The following is an 18,693-nucleotide window of genomic DNA, read 5'->3' as shown; positions in this document are numbered from 1 at the left end:
TCTTTTGCCCTCTTTGAAAGAACGACTTCATGTTAAAACTCAAGCTTATCAGTGGATTTATCATTGCCACGTTCACCTGCGCAAGCGCTTTTGCTCAATATATATGGGTGGATGAAAAGGGCAATAAACAGTTTTCTGACACCCCTCCTCCGGCATCGACCCCAAAAAACCGTATCATTAAATCGCCAGGACAGTCAGCAACAAAACCAGCAGAACCCAGCGACGCCGCGAGCGCATCAAAAGACGCTGCAAATGCGCAGCAAAAACCAATGACAACGTCAGCGAGAAACGAAGATTTCAATAAACGCCGCGCTGAACAAGCTGAAAAAGACAAGAAAGCAAGTGAGGATCAACAGGCTAATGCTGATAAACAGAAAAATTGTGAACGCGCAAGGTCGTATCAGAAAGTCTTGGAATCGGGACAACGGGTAGCGACTACCGATAAAAACGGTGAGCGCAACTACTTGTCAGATGCACAGCGGGAAAAAGAAGCTGCGGATGTAAAAAAAGCACTGGCTGGCTGTCAGTAATTTCAGTAATGACCGTTACACTGCCAATTTTTGCTGTTTCTGCGCGCGCCGCCGCCTGGCTTCCATAGGATCGGCAAGCAAGGGGCGATAGATTTCCACCCTGTCGCCCTCATGAAGAACCGCGCTCTCATCTTTCAGTTTGCCGTAGACCCCTATTTTGAGAGTATTGAGATTCAGCTCAGGATGCTGCTCCAAAATACAACTGGAATCGATCGCCTGACGAACACTGGCACCAAGAGGCACACTGACATTGAGCAAACTGACAGCATCACCGGATGAATAGCAAACCTGCACCTGAATTTTATTTTCATCAGGCATAAATCGCCTCCGCTCTCGAGCAAAATGAATCAACAAAACTATTTGCAATCTTGCTGAATACCGGACCAATCAAGTGTTCCAATAACTTACTGGAAAAATCATAATTGAGGTCGAACTCGATCTTGCAGGCATCCGGGCGCAATTCAGTAAACTTCCAGCCACCAGTCAGTTGCCTAAACGGGCCATCAACCAGATTCATCTGCATAGAATGCGGCGGCTGATTGATATTTTTTGTGGTGAAGCTTTGTTTGATACCATGGAAGTTAATGGCAAGGGTTGCAATCAGATTCGTTTCCGATCTCTCCGCTACCTTAACCTCGCCACACCAAGGCAAAAATTCAGGGTATTTTTCGACCTGCTCAACCAGCGCAAACATCTGAGCGGCGCTGTATCCGATAAAAACTGTTTTATGTACGACTGCCATCTAAAGAAACCATTTGGTAGAATCACAGGTTCGCATTTTAACCGAGTCGCCACCGTATCGAAATTATCATAAGAAATTTTGAAACGGCAAGATAACCAATTTCCTTATTACATGAGTATTGCTGATAACAAAAAAGCCTTCTACGATTACTTTATCGAGGAACAATTCGAAGCAGGCGTGGTGTTGCAAGGCTGGGAAGTCAAAGCAATCCGTGCTGGACGTCTTCAATTAAAAGAAGCATACGTGATTGTGCGTAATGGTGAGATTTTTCTGTTTGGGGCACATATCGGTGCACTGCCAACCGCCTCAACGCACATACATCCCGACTCGGTGCGTACACGAAAATTATTACTGAACAAAGCAGAGATCAGCAAATTAATCGGCAAAGTCGAACGCTCTGGCTATACGATGGTGCCACTCAACATGCACTTCAGCAATGGCAGAATAAAATGTCAGATAGGGCTTGCCAAAGGTAAAAAGCAACACGACAAGCGAGAATCAGAGAAAGAAAAAGACTGGCAGCGTGAACAGCAAAAGATAATGAAACAACATCGCCGCTAATATCGACACAAGGTTTTTTCTGGCTGGCTATTTGGCGGCATCAAATTCTTGTTCAACGTCACGAATTTGCCGACGCAGCACCTTTCTCTCATCCACGCTGAGCTTATTTTTCTTTACATCAGCCAAAGGACTTTCACAGGAAGATGTAGCGGACATTTTTTTAAAGCCGCAGTTTTTGTGTTTGTCTATCGTTGTCGCAGATAAAGAAACATCAGCAACACTGGCTTGCGTATGCTTTCCAGCGGAAAAGCCAGAGTTCGGATTTGCTGCTACGGAGCCAGGCGACGGTATTGCGATCACGGAACCTATCGACAACAGCACCAGCAAGATGGCAAAAAATATAGCGAGAGCTTTATTCATTCACTGTTTTCAGTTTTTGCAGCATAGAATTTGATACCACCATTTTTTGCATCAGGCGCTTGCTCCAGTCAACTCTAACAACGGCAAAAAAAACAGAAAACGCATGACCAATGATCAGATTGTCATCGTAGTTTAATTTAATTACATTGTTATTCCTTTCCCATAGAAGTAAAGTATGTAACTCTTTGTAATCCTCTCTGCCTGACTGTTCCCAGGCGGTAACGATGCCAGTACCATTACAGACATGACAAACCTTCAAACACCTACAGAGAACACTCCGACTCCCGCCAACAACGCACCGAAAGCAAAAATTCTGGTTGTGGACGACGATTTACGACTCCGCGAACTGTTGCGGCGTTACCTGACCGAACAAGGTTTTCATGTTGTCGGCGCAGAGAATGCGCAGACCATGAATAAACTTTGGATGCGTGAACGCTACGACATGCTGGTACTGGATTTAATGCTGCCGGGCGAAGACGGGCTCGCCATTTGCCGCCGGTTGCGCGGTGCAGGCGACAAAACGCCTATCATCATGCTGACGGCGAAAAGCGAGGAAGTGGACAGGATTATCGGACTGGAAATGGGAGCCGATGACTACCTGCCGAAACCATTCAATCCACGTGAACTGGTTGCCCGCATCAATGCCGTTCTGCGTCGCAAAGTCCCGGATGAATTACCCGGAGCACCTTCCGACGGCCCGCAAACATTTGCTTTTGGCGATTTTGTTCTGGATCTCGGCACTCGCACTCTGAGAAAAAACAACGAAGCTATTTCTCTGACGACTGGCGAATTTTCCGTACTTAAAGTCTTTGCCCGCCATGCGCGCCAGCCCTTATCCCGTGAAAAGCTGATGGAACTGGCACGTGGCCGCGAATATGAAGTATTTGACCGTAGTCTGGATGTGCAGATTTCACGTCTGAGAAAACTGATAGAACCAGATCCATCCAATCCTTTATACATCCAGACTGTATGGGGACTCGGCTACGTCTTCATTCCGGAAGCAAGCAAGGAATAGCGTTCCCTCTGAAGACGTATGCGCTCATATCTGAATAGTCTCGAATGGCTGCGCAGCGGTCTTTTCTGGCGTACATTTTTTTTACTGGCCATCCTTGTGATGGCCAGTATGATGATATGGTTCGTCAGTTTCAAAACCCTTGAACGAACACCTCGCGCTCAGCAACTGACGGCGCAAATCACTTCCATCGTCACGATTACACGCGCTGCGCTGACACATTCTGCGCCCGAAAAACGCAAAGAGCTTTTGCTCGATCTGGCGCATAGCGAGGGAATACGGATTTATCTACGGAATGATGCCGACACCCTGGATAAACTTGAGCCCACCGTTTTTCTGACCGAATTCAGTGAGATGATGAAAGCGCAGCTGGGCAAAGAGACCCGTTTCGCCCGCTCGGTGAATGGTAATAGCGGATTCTGGATCAGTCTGGAGATCGAGGGCGATCATTACTGGCTGCGGCTGGATGAAGACCGGCTGGAGCCACCAACAACCTTGCCCGTACTCAGCTGGATCACCGCCACCTTGTTGATTACCCTGCTGGGTGCAGCAGTGATTTCTAAATTCATTAACGATCCCCTGTCCCGCCTGAGTAATGCAGCACGCTTACTTGCCCAGGGTAAGCAGGCACCGGCTCTGCCTGAACGCGGCCCGAAAGAAATTCGCGAAACCAATGCCAGCTTTAATAACATGGTTGCAGATCTGGCCAGAATCGATGCCGACCGCACCATCATTCTTGCCGGGATTTCACATGATTTGCGTACACCGCTCGCACGTATGCAACTCGAAGTGGAAATGGCCGATCTGGACGAACAGGCACGATCCGGCATGCAATCAGATCTGTCGCAAATGGATGCAATCATCAATCAGTTTCTTGATTATGCGAAACCGATCGACAGTCTTCGTTTTGATAAAGTGAATATCAGCGAATTACTGAAACAAGTGATTCAGGAGTATTCACGGGTGAACTACCTTCACCTGCATTCAGCGATTGCAACGGACATGTATATTTCAGGAAATGCGACAGAGCTCAGGCGACTGTTCAGCAACCTGATTGAAAACTCCTGCCGTTACGGAAAGAATCCGGACAAACTCAACACCGTTGTAGAAATTCAATGCAGCCACAAAACGAAGGGCAAAAAACAAGGTGTATTGATCAGTTTCCGGGATTACGGTGAAGGTGCTCCGAGCGACGATGATATCGGGCGTCTGCTGAAACCCTTTACTCGCGCCGATGTCTCACGCAGCCAGGCAAACGGTTCAGGTCTCGGTCTGGCGATTGTAGATAGGATAGTCCGCCGTCATCGTGGCAGATTAAGGATTTACAACCATGAGCACAAAGGCTTTGTTGCCGTCATGATTTTTCCAGAAATGAAGTTCAAATAAAAAATCCCGGTAATAATAAATAATCACCGGGATTTTTTATTTACTACTCAAGAGTAGTTTTCTGCTGCTCTTACTTCGCCGCCATCGCTAATTGCAAGGCCGCTTTTTCTTCTGCCTTCACCGGTTCAGTTTGTTGTGCGATGCCATTTTCCGCAGATTTTTTCACCTGCGTTGCTGATGGTGTCAGTTCATAGCTCAATTGCATGCCGCTGTTCAGTTTTACAGACGGTGCGGCGACATTCGCAGGGCTGGCAACAACCGGTGCAGCCTTGGCTGCCATCGCGTTGGCAACAGACATCGGTGTAGAGAAATTAGCGAAACCCGCGCCAGCAACGCCAGCACACAACATCAAACCAGCCAGCACGGAAGGACGCAGGCGCAGACGGAAGCGTTCCTGCGCATCTTTTTCCGCTTGCTGCCCGATGTCGTAAGTAATTTCCACCGGCGCACTCGACAGCATTTGCTGCGCCTGCAAACGCCATTCAGCACTTTGTTGTTGGTTGTTGCGCAACTTGGAAATCAATTCCTGGGCCAGATTTTCAGCCTGTGCATGTTCCGCGACCAGACTCAGATTTTCTTGCTCGGCTTCCGCTTTCAATGCAGCCTGCATCTCAGCCAACTGCGCTTTCAGCAACTCAGCCTGCTCCTGACGCTGTTGTTTTTGTTGTTCCATTGCCTGTTGTTGTTGCGCGAACTGTTGCTGCAATGCCGCCAATTCCATTTCTTCCGGCGATAATGCCAGAGCATTTTTCTTCGCCTGTTCCAATGCGGCTTTTGCTGCTGCAAGTTCGGCGCGACGTTGCAACATCAGATCTGCCAACGCAGCCTCTTGCTCTTCCTGTTGCTGCAAGTCTGCCAGCAATGCCTGTTCGTCCTGCAAACGTGCGGCGACGTCTTGCGCCAGCTTGTTCTCAGCTGCAATTCTTTGCGCTTCAATTTCTGCCAGTTGCTGCTGTTGTTCCAGTCGGGCGTTCATCTCAGCCATTGCCATTCTGGCTTGCTCTACCAGCGCTTCAGACGCCGCAGTCAGTGCTTGTTCTGCAGCGACTTTTTCCTGTTCCGCGGCATTAGCCTCAACTGCTTTTTGTGCACGCAACTGGCTCTGCTTCGCCAATTCCGCCTCAATTTGCAATCTGTCTTCGGAGGCTTTGAGTATCAACGCTTCCGCTTCCATTTTCTGGCTGATCGCCGTCAATGCCTGCTGCTTCAATTGCAACTCATCCTGCTCGCGTTGCTTCTGCAGTTGCATCGCCTGGATTTCACGCTGAGCAAGCTCGGCCTTTTGCGCTTCCATTTGCTGCAAAGCTAACAGCTCGTCAGCACGCATCTGCGCCAGTTCAGCAGCTTCTTTTTCTGCAGCCGCGTGCATTTGCGCTAATTCTGTCGCTTCTTTCTCGGCGGTCAGTTTGATCTGCATTGCCACGTTCGCATCTTGCTCAGCCTGAGCACGAATCTCAGACAATTGCAGATACGCTTGTTCGGCTTGCTGACGTTGTTCCGCTTCCGCCAGCGCCTTTTGTTCTGCCAGCATCTTTTGTTCGATAGCAGCCAATTCTTCAAGCTCAGCGGCTGCACGGCGATTTTCCATCAACGCCAACGTTTCCGCTTCACGCAGTTTGGCTTCCATCGCCTCTGCCGCTGCACGTTGCGCCTCAGCGTGTTGTACTGATTTAGCAAACATCGCCTGCTCGGTCTCCAGTTGCAATTGTGATGCCTGTGCTGCCGCCTGCTCCTGTTCAAAGCGTGAAGCTGCGATCTGCGCTGCTTCTTGTTCCGCTTGCAAACGTTGTTGCAGTGCTTGCTGTTGCTGTTGTTCCGCCAGTAATTTCGCTTGCAACTCTTCGCTCAGTTGTTGCTCGGTCGCCAGGCGTTGTTGCTCTGCACGGCTAGATTCCAGCAATAAGGAGGTTTTTTCTTCGAGTGCAGCTGCGGTCTGACGCTTGATTAATGCTTCTTCAGCCGCTTGCGCCAGCCATTCTTTTTCTTTCGTATTCAGATTTTCTATTGCCAGACGTGCTTCTTCATCGCTATTTTTGCGTGCCGCCAACAATTCCACTTGCTCAGCTTCGGCATTCAGACGCGCCTGTACTTCCGCTGCTGCAGCGACTTCAGCCTCTTGCTTTGCTGTCAGCATTGTGACCAATGCCTGCTCGGCTACGATACGTTCTTGTTGCGCCTTCAGCAATTGCTGTTCTTGCTGCAAACGCTGTTGTGCGATTTCTGCCATCAGCTTTTGTGCATCGGCATGTGCAGCCAATTCCTGATGTAAAGCCTGCTCTGCAGCGAGAGTTGCCTCACCGGCCAGACGTGCCAATTGCTGCGCGTACGCATTGGCTTGGGCAAATTCATTGGCCTGTTTTTCGCTGACCAGACGGGTTTGTACGTCTTGCTGAGCGCTTTGTTCTGCCTGTAATTTTGCTGTTGTTGTTGCCAGCAAAACAGCTTCATCAGCAGAGCGTTGTTGTACAACTTGTTCCAACTCTGCGATGCGTCGATTTTTTTCAACCACCAGTTGATGCGCTTTTTGCTGGCTGGCCGCATACGCCTGCGCCTGCAATTGCAAGGCTTTTTCTGCCTGCAGTTTCGCCTCAGCCATCTGGCTTGCCTCTTGCTCGGCACGTGCACGTTCTGCGGCTGCAACGGCCTGCTCTTGCTCTGCAATCGCTTTTGCCTGGGCAGCAGCATGGGCGATTTTTTCTGCCGTCAGTTTTTCTGTTGCAGCTTTCGCGATAGATTTTTCGGCATCGGTACGTTCCTGCTCCAATTTCGCTTGTTGCTCCAGCGCCGCTGCTGCCTGCTGTTGCGATTGTGCTTTTTCCTGTTCCAGACGTGTGATCTGCGCTGCCGCTTTAACACGTGCCGCTGCTGCCTGCGCTGCCTGCTGTTCAGCCTGCGCCTGCGCCGCATTTTGCTCGAACAATTTTTTTTCTTCAGCGAGTTTTAATTCTGTCGCACTACGCAGCGCTTGCTCTGCTTCCAGTCTGGCCAGATGCTGATCGCGCTCTTCCTGCTCGACTTTTGCTTTCGCCTGCAATTCTGCCGTTAATTTCTTTTCTGCCTGTAATTTTTCCTGCACCAGTCCGAGCGCTTTTTGTTCTGACTCTGCGCGCAGGCGCAAGGTTTTACCTAACTCTTCGGCTTCTGCGACTTTGGATTGAGCCGCGCTGGCTGCTTGCTTTTGCAACTCAGCATGCTCCTGCATTTTTTGCAGGCGGGCTTGCTCCGCCTGGATCAATGCCTGACGTGCAGTCCGGGCTTCCGATTCCTGTTGCTGACGTGCCTGCAATACATTGACATGCTGACGATCAGCATGGGCACGGGCGATCACTTGTTCTGCCGTGGCTTTTTCTGCTTCCAGCTTTTCCTGCGCTGCGCATACTGCCTGTTTTTCCGCTTCGGTACGAACCTGCTCGGCACGCGTCATTTCAACTGCCTGTTGCGATTTCAACAGTGCCAGGGCCGCCGCTTTGCGTTGTACTTCTTTTTGAATTTCGGCTTGCTCCAGCGCTGTCAGTTCTGCCTGATTAGCGGCTTCCTGCGCCAGTCTTTGCTCACGCTCGGCTTGCTCTTTTGCGGCAGCAATCGCTTTCATTTCCTCTTCGGCACGCTGCTTTGCTTCGAGTTCCAGTTGTGCAGCCTGCTCCAGCGCCAGTTTTTCTTCTGCAGTTTTCAGCATTTGCTGAACCGCCTCGGCACGACGACGTTCTACATCCAGTTTCTCATCGAGTAGTTCCATTGCTTTCGCCTCATCCTGAGCACATTGTTGTTGAACGCGAAGGAGTTCACTGACGTCCCTGCTCTTCTTCACTGTTGCTTCTGCCATTTTTTGCTGCAACTCAGCTTGTTCTATGGCTTTTTCCAGCGCAATTTTTTCTGCGATATATTCAGTTTCCTGCGCTACGCGTGCTGCGCGATCAGCCGCTTCCTGCATGCGCAACAGTTCGGCGTGGGCTTCATCAGCTTTGGCACGGGCTTCCGCTTCTTCTGCTTTCTGACGCTCGGCCTGCAGTTTTGCATCGAGTGCATTCACTGCTTTTTGTTCGGCTTCCGCCCGCATTTGTTCCGCAGCGACTAATTCTTCTGCTTTTTTTGCCTTCAGCTCGGCAGCAGCGCTGGCACGCTTGAGTAAATCGGCCTGAAACGCACTGGCGCTCAGGGCTTGTTGTTCGGCATTAGCCTGCTCACGGGCAGCCTGTACCGCAACCCGTTCAATTTCTATGCGTTCTTTAGCCAGCTTGGCAGCGCGCTGTTCTTCCGCCGCGCGCTGACGGGCGATTTCTGTTGCTTCCTGTTCAGCGATACGGCGTTGACGGGCTTCTTCGGATGCCTCGGCTTCTGCTTGCAGGCGCGTACGTGCCTGAGCATCTGCCTGTTGTTCATTCTCAATGCGATGCATTGCCGTCGATTGCAATTCGCGCTCAGCACGGATACGGGATTCTGTGACCTGGCGGATTTTGTCTTCCGCTTCGCGGCGGGCTTGTGCCGTGGCTGTGGCAATCACTTCTGCCTGTTCACGCTTGGAAGCAGCCGCATACAAGTCTTGCTCAGCCTGCATGCGCATCTGGATTGCTTCTGCTGCGCGGCGTTCAGATTCCATACGAGCCTGAGCAATAGCTTCATGCTCCTGCTCTATGGCTAAGCGGGCAATCGCATCTTCTCTCGCCCGTGCTTCCACAGGGGCGCGACTGATGGCAAATTCGAGTGCCATCGCATCGGCTTGATCACGTTCTTTGCTGGCCTGCATGGTTTCGCTGCGTACTTTGACCAGCATTTCTGAGGTTTCGCGTGCTTCACGTTCGCGTTTTTCGCGTTCACGTGCCAGTTCTGCAATACGTGCATCCGCACGGGCACGCTCAACGGCCTGCTGGCGCGCACTTTCGGATGCAGCGAAACGTTCAGCAGCCCAGTTTTTTGCGGCTTCTGTCTGTTTGCTTAACTGGGTTACTGTTGCCTGTGCTTTGGCGGTAATTTCTGACTCTGCCTTGAACTGCATTTCAGCACGGGCTTTGGCTTCCTGCTCTATCTTCTGACGTTGCTCAGATTGTGCGCGGGCACGGCTTTCCATTTGCGCACGCTCTTGTAAATCACGTGCTTCCTGTTCATTCGCAGCAATCCGGGCTGCGCTGGCGGCCTGCGATTGCTTTTCAGCGAGTAATCTTGTCCGGCTGCTTTCTGCAGCTTCCTGTTCCAACTGCAGTTTTCTTTGCGCCAACTCGGCAGCCTCGGCTTCTGCCTGCGCGCGGGCTTCTGCCATCGCACGAGCCTGTGCTTCTGCTTTCAGACGGGTTTCAGAGGCGACCGTGGCACGGGCTTCAGCTTCAACACGGGCAATCGCTTCACGTATGCCCTTAACGTCGATACGGGAATTCGACTCCAGATCATCAGGAGAAGATAAAAAATCTTCTTTCTGATCCATACGCTGATCAAGGGAGAAATTCCCTAAAGAAAATTTATTTAATAATGACTGATTGCTGTCCATTCTTCACTCCTGAGATAGTAGTCGTTCCCTAAAGTCGCTGGCCTGGCGGCTCCGGAACTTCTTACCCTGAATTATCAATGAAGAAAAATCAAACAATCGCCAGAGTAAAGCGAGAAAAACCCCTCTATTCCCATTTATTCGTGAATGAACGCCTCCCCTAAAACAGCGCGGGGACGTAAAATAGCGGTCACACCAAAATCAGCAGGAGAATGACCTTGAACGAATTAGTGACTGAAATCAAACATCCGTTAGTGCAGCACAAACTGTCGCTGATGCGCAGCAAAGACACACCAACAGATAATTTCCGCCGTCTGCTGCGCGAGATCAGCCAGATGCTGGCGTACGAAGTCACACGCGATCTGCCTATCGAATTCACCCGGATCGAAACCCCGATTCAGGTCATCGATGCACCGACGATCAGCGGCAAAAAACTTTGCGTGATCTCTGTGCTGCGTGCCGGTAACGGCATATTGGATGGCATGCTGGATCTGTTGCCGAATGCGCGCGTCGGTCATATCGGCCTGTACCGCGACCCGGCAACGCTGGAACCGGTCGAGTATTACTACAAAGTGCCGGAAGATATCGCTGACCGTCTGGTGATCGTGGTTGATCCTATGCTTGCCACCGGTAACTCAGCAGCGGCAGCAATCACCCGCCTGAAACAAGGCGGTGCGAAGTCGATTAAATTTGTCTGCCTGCTGGCAGCGCCGGAAGGCATCAAGGTCATGCAAAACGCGCATCCTGATGTGCCTGTGATTACCGCATCCATCGATCAATGCCTGAACGATCATGGTTATATCGTTCCGGGCTTGGGCGATGCTGGTGACCGATTGTTCGGTACCAAATAAATCTAAGTAAAACGCCCCGGTAGCCTGACAGCGCCGGGGCGTTTTTGTCTCTGCTGTCAGAAATACAGCATCTATTTCCCTGCACTGAATATGACAACGACTACCAGTTTCATTCCTGCTTCCAAATTATCCGAAGTCGGCACCACGATTTTTTCGGTGATGTCGGCACTTGCCGCTGAGAAAAAAGCCGTGAATCTGGGACAAGGATTTCCGGATTTCGATTGCGACCCCGCGCTACCCGCCGCAGTGACGCAGGCCATGGCCGCTGGCCACAATCAATATCCACCGATGCCAGGCGTCGCCATCTTCAGAGAGCAGATCGCCGCAAAAATCGCGGCTATTTATGGCTATCAATATGATCCTGCCAGCGAAATTACTATCACCGCCGGGGCCACGCAAGGCATATTAACCATCTTGCTGGCCTGCGTGCATGCGGGAGATGAAGTTATTGTGATCGAACCTGCGTATGACAGCTATGTGCCGTCGATCAGACTCGCCGGTGGCGTGCCGGTTTTCGTCAGCATGGAATTAGGCGAGCACGGCTACAGCATTCCGTGGGACAAAGTCCGCGCCAGCATCACCGGCAAAACGCGGCTGCTCATGCTCAATTCGCCGCACAATCCTACCGGCTTTGTGCTGAGCGCCAGCGATATCGCGGCATTGACAGACATTGTGCGCGACACCCGCATCCTCATTGCCTCGGACGAAGTGTATGAACACATGGTCTATGATGGGCAACGCCACGAATCACTCGCGCGCCACCCGGAACTGGCGCAGCGCAGCTATATTATTTCCAGTTTTGGTAAAACGTATCATGTGACCGGCTGGAAAGTCGGCTACGTCGTCGCCCCGGCGGCGCTGATGGCAGAATTCCGCAAAGTGCATCAGTTCAACGTCTTCACCGTGAATACGCCTATGCAGGTTGGATTAGCGCAGTACATGCAAAATCCCGCGCCGTATCTGGAATTGCCCGCGTTTTATCAACGTAAGCGCGACCTCTTCCGCGATGGTCTGCAACAATCCCGCTTCCGCTTGCTGCCGTGCGCGGGTACGTATTTTCAAAGTGTGGATTACAGCGCGATTTCAGATTTACCGGAACTCGATTTTGCGCGCTGGCTGACCAGCGAAATTGGCGTTGCGGCAATTCCCGTATCGGCCTTTTATCAGCAAGCAAAAGAATCCGGCGTCGTGCGCTTTTGTTTTGCGAAACAGGATGCAACACTGGAAACTGCGATCGCCAGACTGGCTGCGCTGTAAGCTTGAACAATAACGGCAGATTAGCAGCAAGATCGCGGCGACATTGCAGCCCAGCTTAATTATCGTCTTTTGCTTCTGCCGCCTGCTGCGCCGCGAGGGCGCGTAATTTGTCTTTTTTGCTGGGGCGCTTCCCTTTCACGCCACCATTCACATCCAGCACACGCTCGCTGGCAGCAACAGGCAAACTGCTGGCCTCAAAACCCGGGATCGATTCCAGCTCCAAACGCAAACCTTGCTTACGCGCGATCAGCGCAAAATGGGCGGCGGATTCCGGCGTCACAAAGTTATACGCCTGCCCGCTGAGACCAGCGCGGCCAGTACGGCCTATGCGATGAATATAATCATCGCTGGAACGCGGTAAATCATAATTCACCACCACCGGCAACTGGGCGATGTCGATGCCTCGCGCAGCAACATCGGTTGCCACCACCACCTTCAGGCGCGACGCCTTGAAATCGGCCAGCACTTGTTCGCGCTTGCCCTGCGTCAGCTCGCCATGAAATGGTTCCGCTGGAATATGCGCGCGGCGCAATTTCACCGCCACCAGCTCTGCCGCATATTTGGTCGCGACAAACACCAGCACGCGCGGCCACCCTTCGCTGCTCAGCAGATGCCGCAATAATTGGGTGCGGCGAGGCGCATCAACACTGATCGCCCTTTGTACGATATCCGGCTTACCGGCGTCGGTGACTTCTATGCGAATACGTTCCGGTTGCGGGCTGATGCGCGCTGCCAGGCTTTCCACTTCCGGCGCAAACGTCGCAGAAAATAATAAATTCTGACGCTGTGCAGGCAACATCGCCACGATGCGGTTTAACTCATCGGCAAAGCCCAGCTCCAGCAAACGATCAGCCTCATCCAGCACCAGCGTATTCACGCGCGCCAATGACAAGGCATTGTGATCGATCAGATCCAGCAAACGCCCTGGCGTCGCGATCACTATGTCAGCACCGCCGCGTAAATGCAGCATTTGCGGATTAATCGAGACACCGCCAAACACCACCGCCAGTTTGGCAGCAGGCGCGACCGATTTACACAGGCTGCTCAGCGTGGTGCCGACTTGCGCGGCAAGCTCGCGGGTCGGTACCAGAATCAACACCTGCACCGCTCGCGGACGCGCCGCCGTCAGCACCAGATTTTGCAAGAGCGGCGCACAGAAGGCGATGGTTTTCCCGGAGCCGGTCTGCGCCTCGGCAATCACATCTTTGCCTTGCAAAATCACAGGAATCGCGGCGACCTGCACGGCAGTCGCTTCGGTATAACTACGGTCGCGCAAGGCGCTCAGAAGTACGGCCGTGAGGCCCAGGCTGGAAAATGACATGACTATGCTTTACTGAAAGATGGTCGGCACTATACCGCATTCTGATGCTGAGAAAGTACAAAGGGCGACGCACACACGATTTGGAGCCCGCTAGCCTGCTAAATGAGACTAAAAATACTGGGGGGAGTATATTTTAAAGCCCAGCATTAACGCTGAGAATAAGGTGAAAATGCCGCATACTCCCCCTTTTTATCACTTTTTACGGTTCCCAAAGCGATCTGAGGAGTGTCGCCACTGGCGGTGGCGACGGGCGGTGAAATGGGGAATAAGCGAGGATGAAGCGAGGATTAATCGACTTGTTTGCGGGCTTGTTCGCGGTCTTTTTCGATCACGCGAATCTGGCGTTGTACGGCTTTGGCTTCGATAGACATGCGCTGCAAGGTCGGCAGGTAACGGCGGCGTTGCACTTTGATGTCTTGCAGGCAGTCGTTGACGAAAAAAATGTCATAGCAATGGCGCTCTGCTGCCTGATACCAGGTTTGCAGGCGGCGTTGCAGAGTCTCGCTTTCGGCGATGACGGCATCGGCGACTTCGTTGGTTTGTATGCTGTTGACCGGATAGCGCCCGTCCATGTCTTGCACGAGTTGGGCGATGCTGGCGAGTTCTGCTTTTCTCTGATCAGCCACGGTATCGGCATGCGCCGCGCTGATGCCAGTCAGCAGCAGGCTGGAAATAAATAAGTGTGAGAGAAATTTCATCAGGCTAGGTTATCGGCAAGTTGGCGTTGATCGGCTTCCATGTATTCTTTCGATTGCATTTCAACGATACGTGAAACCGTGCGGTGAAACTCGTTCGAGAGTGTGCCCTTAGTATACAGCTCTTCCGGTGCGACTTCGGCAGACATAATCAGTTTGACCTTGTTATCGTAAAACACGTCGATCAGCCAGGTGAAACGCCGCGCCTCTGATGACATGGCAGCGGACATGCAAGGAATGGCGGACAAAATCACGGTATGAAAGCGGCTGGCGATTTCGAGGTAATCATTCTGCGAACGCGGGCCGCCGCACAGCGTATGAAAATCAAACCAGATCACACCACCGGCACGGCGCAGTGCTTTCAGTGTGCGGCCTTCGATATCAACATGCGGGTCTTCGTCTTTGGTGTCGGCAATACGCGAAAACGTATCGCGCAGCGCTTTATCGGTCGCGGCTGAGAGCGGCGTCAGATACGCCTGCACTTGTTCCAGCGCACGTTTGCGATAATCATTACCGGAATCGACGTTCATCACATCGAGCTTTTCTTTGAGCAAGGCGATCGTCGGCAGCATGCGGTCGCGATGCAGACCTTCGGGATACAGCAGATCGGGCTGGTAATTGGATGTCATGACAAACGACACGCCGTTATCAAACAAGGCTTTGAGCAGGTTATAAAGCAGCATCGCATCCGCGACGTCGGACACATGGAACTCATCAAAGCAGATCAGGCGGTATTTTTTGGCGATGCGTTTGGCGACTTCATCCAGCGGATCAGCGACGCCTTTGAGTTCGTCTAACTGACGATGTACAGCGCGCATGAATTCGTGAAAATGCAGACGGGTTTTACGCACAACCGGGACGACGGAATAAAAGCTGTCCATCAAAAACGACTTGCCGCGCCCTACTCCGCCCCACATATAAACGCCGCGCGGCACTTCAGGACGGGTGATAAGGCGGGTCAGCTTGTTCGCCCGTTTTCCTTTGTACAGCACCCATTCTTCATAGGCTCGCTGCAGGCGATCAACGGCGCGCTTCTGCGCTTCGTCGGCTTTAAATCCACGCTGGGTCAGCGCTTCGTCGTAAAACTGTTGTACATCCATAGTCTGTTTTTTCAAGCTGTTTCCTCACGTATTTTGTGCGGTACGCATCGATGCCATCATTCATCCGTGCGTTGATTCATGCTGATTCATGCTGACAACAGAAACCACATCATTCGCTGATCAGAAAAATACGGGTACCAGTCTGGCTGGTCGTTGACCGCCGGTAACGCCAACCTGCGTTGACACGGCGGGTACGGCAATAATAAAAATGGACGAGTATCCGACTCGTCCATTTTTATCGTGGTGCAGATGACGTATCGATCAGAAGTTGAGCGAACGTTTATCCACTGCCAACGCTGCTTCTTTTGTCGCTTCAGACAAAGAAGGATGGGCGTGGCAAATACGCGCGATATCTTCAGAAGACGCACGGAATTCCATCGCGACCACCGCTTCAGAAATCAATTCGGAAGCCATAGGACCAACGATGTGTACGCCGAGGATTTCATCGGTCGTTGCATCGGCGAGGAATTTAACCATACCGGAAGTATCGCCCAGTGCGCGTGCGCGACCATTCGCCATGAATGGGAAAGTACCGGCTTTGTACGCAACGCCGTCGGCTTTCAATTGCTGTTCGGTACGACCTACCCACGCGATTTCAGGGGATGTGTAAATCACCCAAGGAATCGTGTTGAAGTTCACGTGACCGTGTTGACCAGCAATACGCTCAGCAACGGCAACGCCTTCTTCTTCCGCTTTGTGCGCGAGCATAGGACCGCGTACTACGTCACCCACCGCCCAGACGTTAGGCAGATTCGTTTTGCAATCGCCATCCACCGCGATGAAACCACGCTCATCGAGTGCCAGGCCAACGCCTTCGGCATTCAGGCCATTGGTGTTTGGTGTACGGCCGATAGAAATGATCAGCTTGTCGAATACGACTTTGTGCTCTGCGCCTTTGTCATCGGTGTAGTTGACGGTAACGTCTTTACCACTGTTGACGATCTCGCCGATTTTCACGCCGAGATTGATTTTCAGGCCTTGTTTGTCGAACAGTTTTTTCGCTTCTTTGGCGATTTGTTCGTCCACTGCACCGAGGAAAGTTGGCAATGCTTCGAGTACAGTCACTTCAGCACCGAGACGACGCCATACGCTGCCCATTTCCAGACCGATCACGCCTGCACCGATCACGCCGAGTTTTTTCGGTACTTCAGCGATATTCAGTGCGCCTTCGTTCGACAGAATGTTCTTTTCATCGAACGGTGCGGTTGGCAATGCGCGTGCATTGGAGCCAGTTGCGACGATGATGTGCTTACCAGTAATGCTTTCTTCTGTTTTACCGGCAACCTTGATTTCGTAACCAGCCGCATCGGCTTTCACGAAAGAGCCATGACCGTGGAAGAAAGTGACTTTATTCTTTTTGAACAGGAACAGAATACCGTCGTTATTTTGTTTAACGATGGTGTTTTTACGTCCCAGCATTTTTGCGACATCCATACCCAGACCGGATACCGAAATACCATGGTCAGCAAACGCGTGACCAGCATGTTCGTAATGTTCCGAAGATTGCAGCAGAGCTTTAGATGGAATGCAACCAACGTTGGTGCAGGTACCGCCCGGTGCCGGGCCGCCTTTGTCGTTGCTCCAGGCATCGATACAGGCCGTGGAAAAACCGAGTTGTGCAGCACGAATTGCTGCGATATAGCCGCCAGGGCCGCCGCCGATTACGACGACATCAAATTGTTTGCTCATGGATTTATCCTGATTTCTGATTGTTTCTGATTACGCGTGAGGAAAAGACATACGGTGAACAGGCGGATTCACTCTTCTTCTGGCACAAAAATCCACGCTAAAACATAAGCGACCAGACCCGCGCCAAAATAACAAGTGAAAAAGACAAACAGCAAACGCCATATCCAGGATTCCAACCCGGTGAATTTGCCTAAACCACCGCAAATACCGCCCAGCCAACGATCGGTATTCGAGCGGCGGAAACGGTTTAACTGATTCAGGGAATCATCGATACCGGAAAAGGAATTACTGTGTGCGTCCTGAGAAGAAGCTCCGCTTCCAACGGAAGACAGGAGCTTCGCCTTTGCTTGCGCGAACTCTGCATCAGTCAGGGCTCCTGCCTGATGCAGTTCATGCAGACGTTTGATGTCGTCAGCGATGTTCACGACGATGGCCTCTTACAGATCCAACAACAAGCGTGATGGATCTTCCAGCGCGTCTTTCATCGCAACCAGAGCCAATACTGCTTCACGACCATCGATGATACGGTGATCGTAAGACATCGCCAGATAGTTCATCGGACGAACGACGATCTGACCATTTTCAACTACTGCGCGGTCTTTGGTTGCATGCACGCCCAGAATCGCAGATTGTGGTGGATTGATGATCGGTGTCGACAACATGGAACCGAAAGTACCGCCATTAGAGATGGAGAATGTACCGCCAGTCAGGTCGTCCAACGTCAACTTACCATCTTTCGCTTTAGCACCGAATTCGCCGATTTTCTTTTCGATTTCAGCAATCGACATCTGATCGGCATTACGCAGAATAGGCACAACCAGACCACGTGGCGAACCAACGGCGATGCCGATATCAAAGTAACCGTGATAGACGATGTCGTTACCATCAACGGATGCATTAACGATAGGGTATTTTTTCAGAGCAGCAACAGCAGCTTTGACGAAGAAAGACATGAAACCCAGTTTCACGCCATGTTCTTTTTCAAATTTGTCTTTGTACTTATTGCGCAATTCCATGACTGGTGCCATGTTGACTTCGTTGAACGTCGTCAAAATCGCGTTGGTAGATTGCGATTGCACCAGACGTTCAGCGATACGTGCACGCAGACGGCTCATAGGAACGCGTTCTTCAGGGCGATCACCCAGGTTAACAGCCGCAGGTGCATTCACCTGTTGCAATGCTGGCTTGGTTGACACTGGTACTGCCAGAGGCGCAACAGCAGGTGCAGCTTTGCCGGCAACAGCAGCCAATGCATCACCTTTCGTTACACGGCCATCTTTACCTGAGCCATCAACCTGGCCAGCGGATAAACCGTTTTCAGCCAGAATTTTTGCAGCTGCTGGCATAGCAACGCCAGCCGATGATTTTGCATCAGCAGATGCAGCAACTGCCGGTGCTGCTGCAACCGCAGCAGGTACAGCAGCAGGCGTTGCAACTGTTCCGGCGCTCGCTGCTGTATCGAGGATAGCGATAACTTCACCAGCAACAACTGTGCTGCCATCACCCTTGATAATTTGTGTGATCACACCAGCGTCCGGTGCTGGTAATTCCAGAACAACTTTATCTGTTTCAACGTCGATCAGATTTTCATCACGAGCTACTGATTCACCTACTTTTTTATGCCATGTCAGTAAAGTCGCTTCAGCGACGGACTCAGATAACTGAGGAACTTTAACTTCGATAATTGCCATTTTTTACTCTCCGATTCGGGTA

General features: G+C 51.6%; 16 protein-coding genes. 6 read left to right on the top strand and 10 right to left on the bottom strand.

The window, feature by feature from the left end:
* Nucleotides 1-29: 29 nt before the first annotated feature.
* Nucleotides 30-530 (top strand): DUF4124 domain-containing protein, encoded by a 501-nt coding sequence (locus H8K26_RS05090; RefSeq protein ID WP_190477847.1) that lies wholly within the window; start codon nucleotides 30-32, stop codon nucleotides 528-530.
* A gap of 15 nt (nucleotides 531-545) precedes the next feature.
* Here H8K26_RS05090 and H8K26_RS05085 read toward each other — a convergent pair whose 3' ends face one another.
* On the bottom strand, nucleotides 546-848 hold the full coding sequence (locus H8K26_RS05085) for an RnfH family protein (RefSeq protein WP_190477845.1): 303 nt from the start codon (nucleotides 846-848) through the stop codon (nucleotides 546-548).
* A complete protein-coding gene (locus tag H8K26_RS05080) occupies nucleotides 841-1,272 on the bottom strand; it encodes a type II toxin-antitoxin system RatA family toxin (protein WP_186897266.1) in 432 nt (143 codons plus the stop codon). The genes H8K26_RS05085 and H8K26_RS05080 overlap by 8 nt, the downstream gene beginning before the upstream one ends.
* A gap of 111 nt (nucleotides 1,273-1,383) precedes the next feature.
* Here H8K26_RS05080 and smpB point away from each other — a divergent pair, with 111 nt between their 5' ends.
* Nucleotides 1,384-1,833 (top strand): SsrA-binding protein SmpB, encoded by a 450-nt coding sequence (gene smpB / locus H8K26_RS05075; RefSeq protein ID WP_190478778.1) that lies wholly within the window; start codon nucleotides 1,384-1,386, stop codon nucleotides 1,831-1,833.
* Between the two features lie 27 nt (nucleotides 1,834-1,860).
* Here the strand turns inward: smpB and H8K26_RS05070 are convergent, their stop codons facing one another.
* Nucleotides 1,861-2,193: a hypothetical protein gene (locus H8K26_RS05070; RefSeq protein WP_190477843.1), complete on the bottom strand. Its 333-nt coding sequence runs from the start codon at nucleotides 2,191-2,193 to the stop codon at nucleotides 1,861-1,863.
* Between the two features lie 244 nt (nucleotides 2,194-2,437).
* On the opposite strand from H8K26_RS05070, the gene ompR reads away from it, so the two are divergent.
* Together ompR and H8K26_RS05060 are read left to right on the top strand one after the other, a co-directional pair.
* Nucleotides 2,438-3,208, top strand: coding sequence for an osmolarity response regulator transcription factor OmpR (gene ompR / locus H8K26_RS05065; protein ID WP_186885495.1), 771 nt, complete (start codon nucleotides 2,438-2,440; stop codon nucleotides 3,206-3,208).
* 18 nt (nucleotides 3,209-3,226) lie between these two features.
* On the top strand, nucleotides 3,227-4,591 hold the full coding sequence (locus H8K26_RS05060; protein ID WP_186885496.1) for an ATP-binding protein: 1,365 nt from the start codon (nucleotides 3,227-3,229) through the stop codon (nucleotides 4,589-4,591).
* A 70-nt stretch (nucleotides 4,592-4,661) separates the two neighbouring features.
* Here H8K26_RS05060 and H8K26_RS05055 read toward each other — a convergent pair whose 3' ends face one another.
* Nucleotides 4,662-10,070 (bottom strand): hypothetical protein, encoded by a 5,409-nt coding sequence (locus H8K26_RS05055; RefSeq protein ID WP_190477840.1) that lies wholly within the window; start codon nucleotides 10,068-10,070, stop codon nucleotides 4,662-4,664.
* A gap of 215 nt (nucleotides 10,071-10,285) precedes the next feature.
* Between H8K26_RS05055 and upp the strand changes: the two genes are divergently transcribed.
* Together upp and H8K26_RS05045 are read left to right on the top strand one after the other, a co-directional pair.
* The gene (gene upp / locus H8K26_RS05050; protein WP_223826859.1) at nucleotides 10,286-10,918 is read left to right on the top strand and encodes a uracil phosphoribosyltransferase; all 633 of its coding nucleotides are present in this window, start codon (nucleotides 10,286-10,288) and stop codon (nucleotides 10,916-10,918) included.
* A 90-nt stretch (nucleotides 10,919-11,008) separates the two neighbouring features.
* Complete coding sequence (locus H8K26_RS05045; protein WP_190477838.1) at nucleotides 11,009-12,175, top strand: pyridoxal phosphate-dependent aminotransferase; 1,167 nt, start codon at nucleotides 11,009-11,011, stop codon at nucleotides 12,173-12,175.
* 55 nt (nucleotides 12,176-12,230) lie between these two features.
* Here H8K26_RS05045 and H8K26_RS05040 read toward each other — a convergent pair whose 3' ends face one another.
* The 6 genes from H8K26_RS05040 to odhB form a co-directional block, all read right to left on the bottom strand.
* Entirely contained in the window at nucleotides 12,231-13,496 is a 1,266-nt protein-coding gene (locus tag H8K26_RS05040; protein ID WP_190477835.1) for a DEAD/DEAH box helicase, read from the bottom strand.
* 287 nt (nucleotides 13,497-13,783) lie between these two features.
* Entirely contained in the window at nucleotides 13,784-14,194 is a 411-nt protein-coding gene (locus H8K26_RS05035; RefSeq protein WP_190477834.1) for a hypothetical protein, read from the bottom strand.
* A complete protein-coding gene (gene zapE / locus H8K26_RS05030) occupies nucleotides 14,194-15,291 on the bottom strand; it encodes a cell division protein ZapE (protein ID WP_186897509.1) in 1,098 nt (365 codons plus the stop codon). Before zapE ends, H8K26_RS05035 begins: the two co-directional genes overlap by 1 nt.
* 261 nt (nucleotides 15,292-15,552) lie before the next feature.
* Nucleotides 15,553-16,980 carry a dihydrolipoyl dehydrogenase gene (lpdA, locus tag H8K26_RS05025; RefSeq protein WP_190477832.1) on the bottom strand — a complete coding sequence of 476 codons (1,428 nt, stop codon included), beginning with the start codon at nucleotides 16,978-16,980 and terminating at the stop codon, nucleotides 15,553-15,555.
* 68 nt (nucleotides 16,981-17,048) lie between these two features.
* The gene (locus H8K26_RS05020) at nucleotides 17,049-17,405 is read right to left on the bottom strand and encodes a PspC domain-containing protein (protein ID WP_186885503.1); all 357 of its coding nucleotides are present in this window, start codon (nucleotides 17,403-17,405) and stop codon (nucleotides 17,049-17,051) included.
* A gap of 12 nt (nucleotides 17,406-17,417) precedes the next feature.
* Entirely contained in the window at nucleotides 17,418-18,671 is a 1,254-nt protein-coding gene (odhB, locus tag H8K26_RS05015; protein ID WP_190477830.1) for a 2-oxoglutarate dehydrogenase complex dihydrolipoyllysine-residue succinyltransferase, read from the bottom strand.
* Nucleotides 18,672-18,693: the final 22 nt, after the last annotated feature.

The sequence above is a fragment of the Cognatundibacterium aquatile genome (assembly GCF_014699135.1).
GTDB lineage: Bacteria > Pseudomonadota > Gammaproteobacteria > Burkholderiales > Burkholderiaceae_D > Undibacterium > Undibacterium aquatile.
The sequence above is the reverse complement of the archived record's forward strand: the minus strand, read 5'-3'. Positions and strand labels throughout refer to the sequence as shown.

Coding starts and splice junctions, on each gene's coding strand:
- H8K26_RS05060 (WP_186885496.1), top strand. CDS start 3,227: ATGCGCTCATATCTGAATAGTCTCGAATGGCTGCGCAGCGGTCTTTTC.
- H8K26_RS05055 (WP_190477840.1), bottom strand. CDS start 10,070: ATGGACAGCAATCAGTCATTATTAAATAAATTTTCTTTAGGGAATTTC.
- odhB (WP_190477830.1), bottom strand. CDS start 18,671: ATGGCAATTATCGAAGTTAAAGTTCCTCAGTTATCTGAGTCCGTCGCT.
- H8K26_RS05085 (WP_190477845.1), bottom strand. CDS start 848: ATGCCTGATGAAAATAAAATTCAGGTGCAGGTTTGCTATTCATCCGGT.
- ompR (WP_186885495.1), top strand. CDS start 2,438: ATGACAAACCTTCAAACACCTACAGAGAACACTCCGACTCCCGCCAAC.
- zapE (WP_186897509.1), bottom strand. CDS start 15,291: ATGGATGTACAACAGTTTTACGACGAAGCGCTGACCCAGCGTGGATTT.
- H8K26_RS05090 (WP_190477847.1), top strand. CDS start 30: ATGTTAAAACTCAAGCTTATCAGTGGATTTATCATTGCCACGTTCACC.
- lpdA (WP_190477832.1), bottom strand. CDS start 16,980: ATGAGCAAACAATTTGATGTCGTCGTAATCGGCGGCGGCCCTGGCGGC.
- H8K26_RS05045 (WP_190477838.1), top strand. CDS start 11,009: ATGACAACGACTACCAGTTTCATTCCTGCTTCCAAATTATCCGAAGTC.
- H8K26_RS05070 (WP_190477843.1), bottom strand. CDS start 2,193: ATGAATAAAGCTCTCGCTATATTTTTTGCCATCTTGCTGGTGCTGTTG.
- H8K26_RS05040 (WP_190477835.1), bottom strand. CDS start 13,496: ATGTCATTTTCCAGCCTGGGCCTCACGGCCGTACTTCTGAGCGCCTTG.
- smpB (WP_190478778.1), top strand. CDS start 1,384: ATGAGTATTGCTGATAACAAAAAAGCCTTCTACGATTACTTTATCGAG.
- H8K26_RS05035 (WP_190477834.1), bottom strand. CDS start 14,194: ATGAAATTTCTCTCACACTTATTTATTTCCAGCCTGCTGCTGACTGGC.
- H8K26_RS05080 (WP_186897266.1), bottom strand. CDS start 1,272: ATGGCAGTCGTACATAAAACAGTTTTTATCGGATACAGCGCCGCTCAG.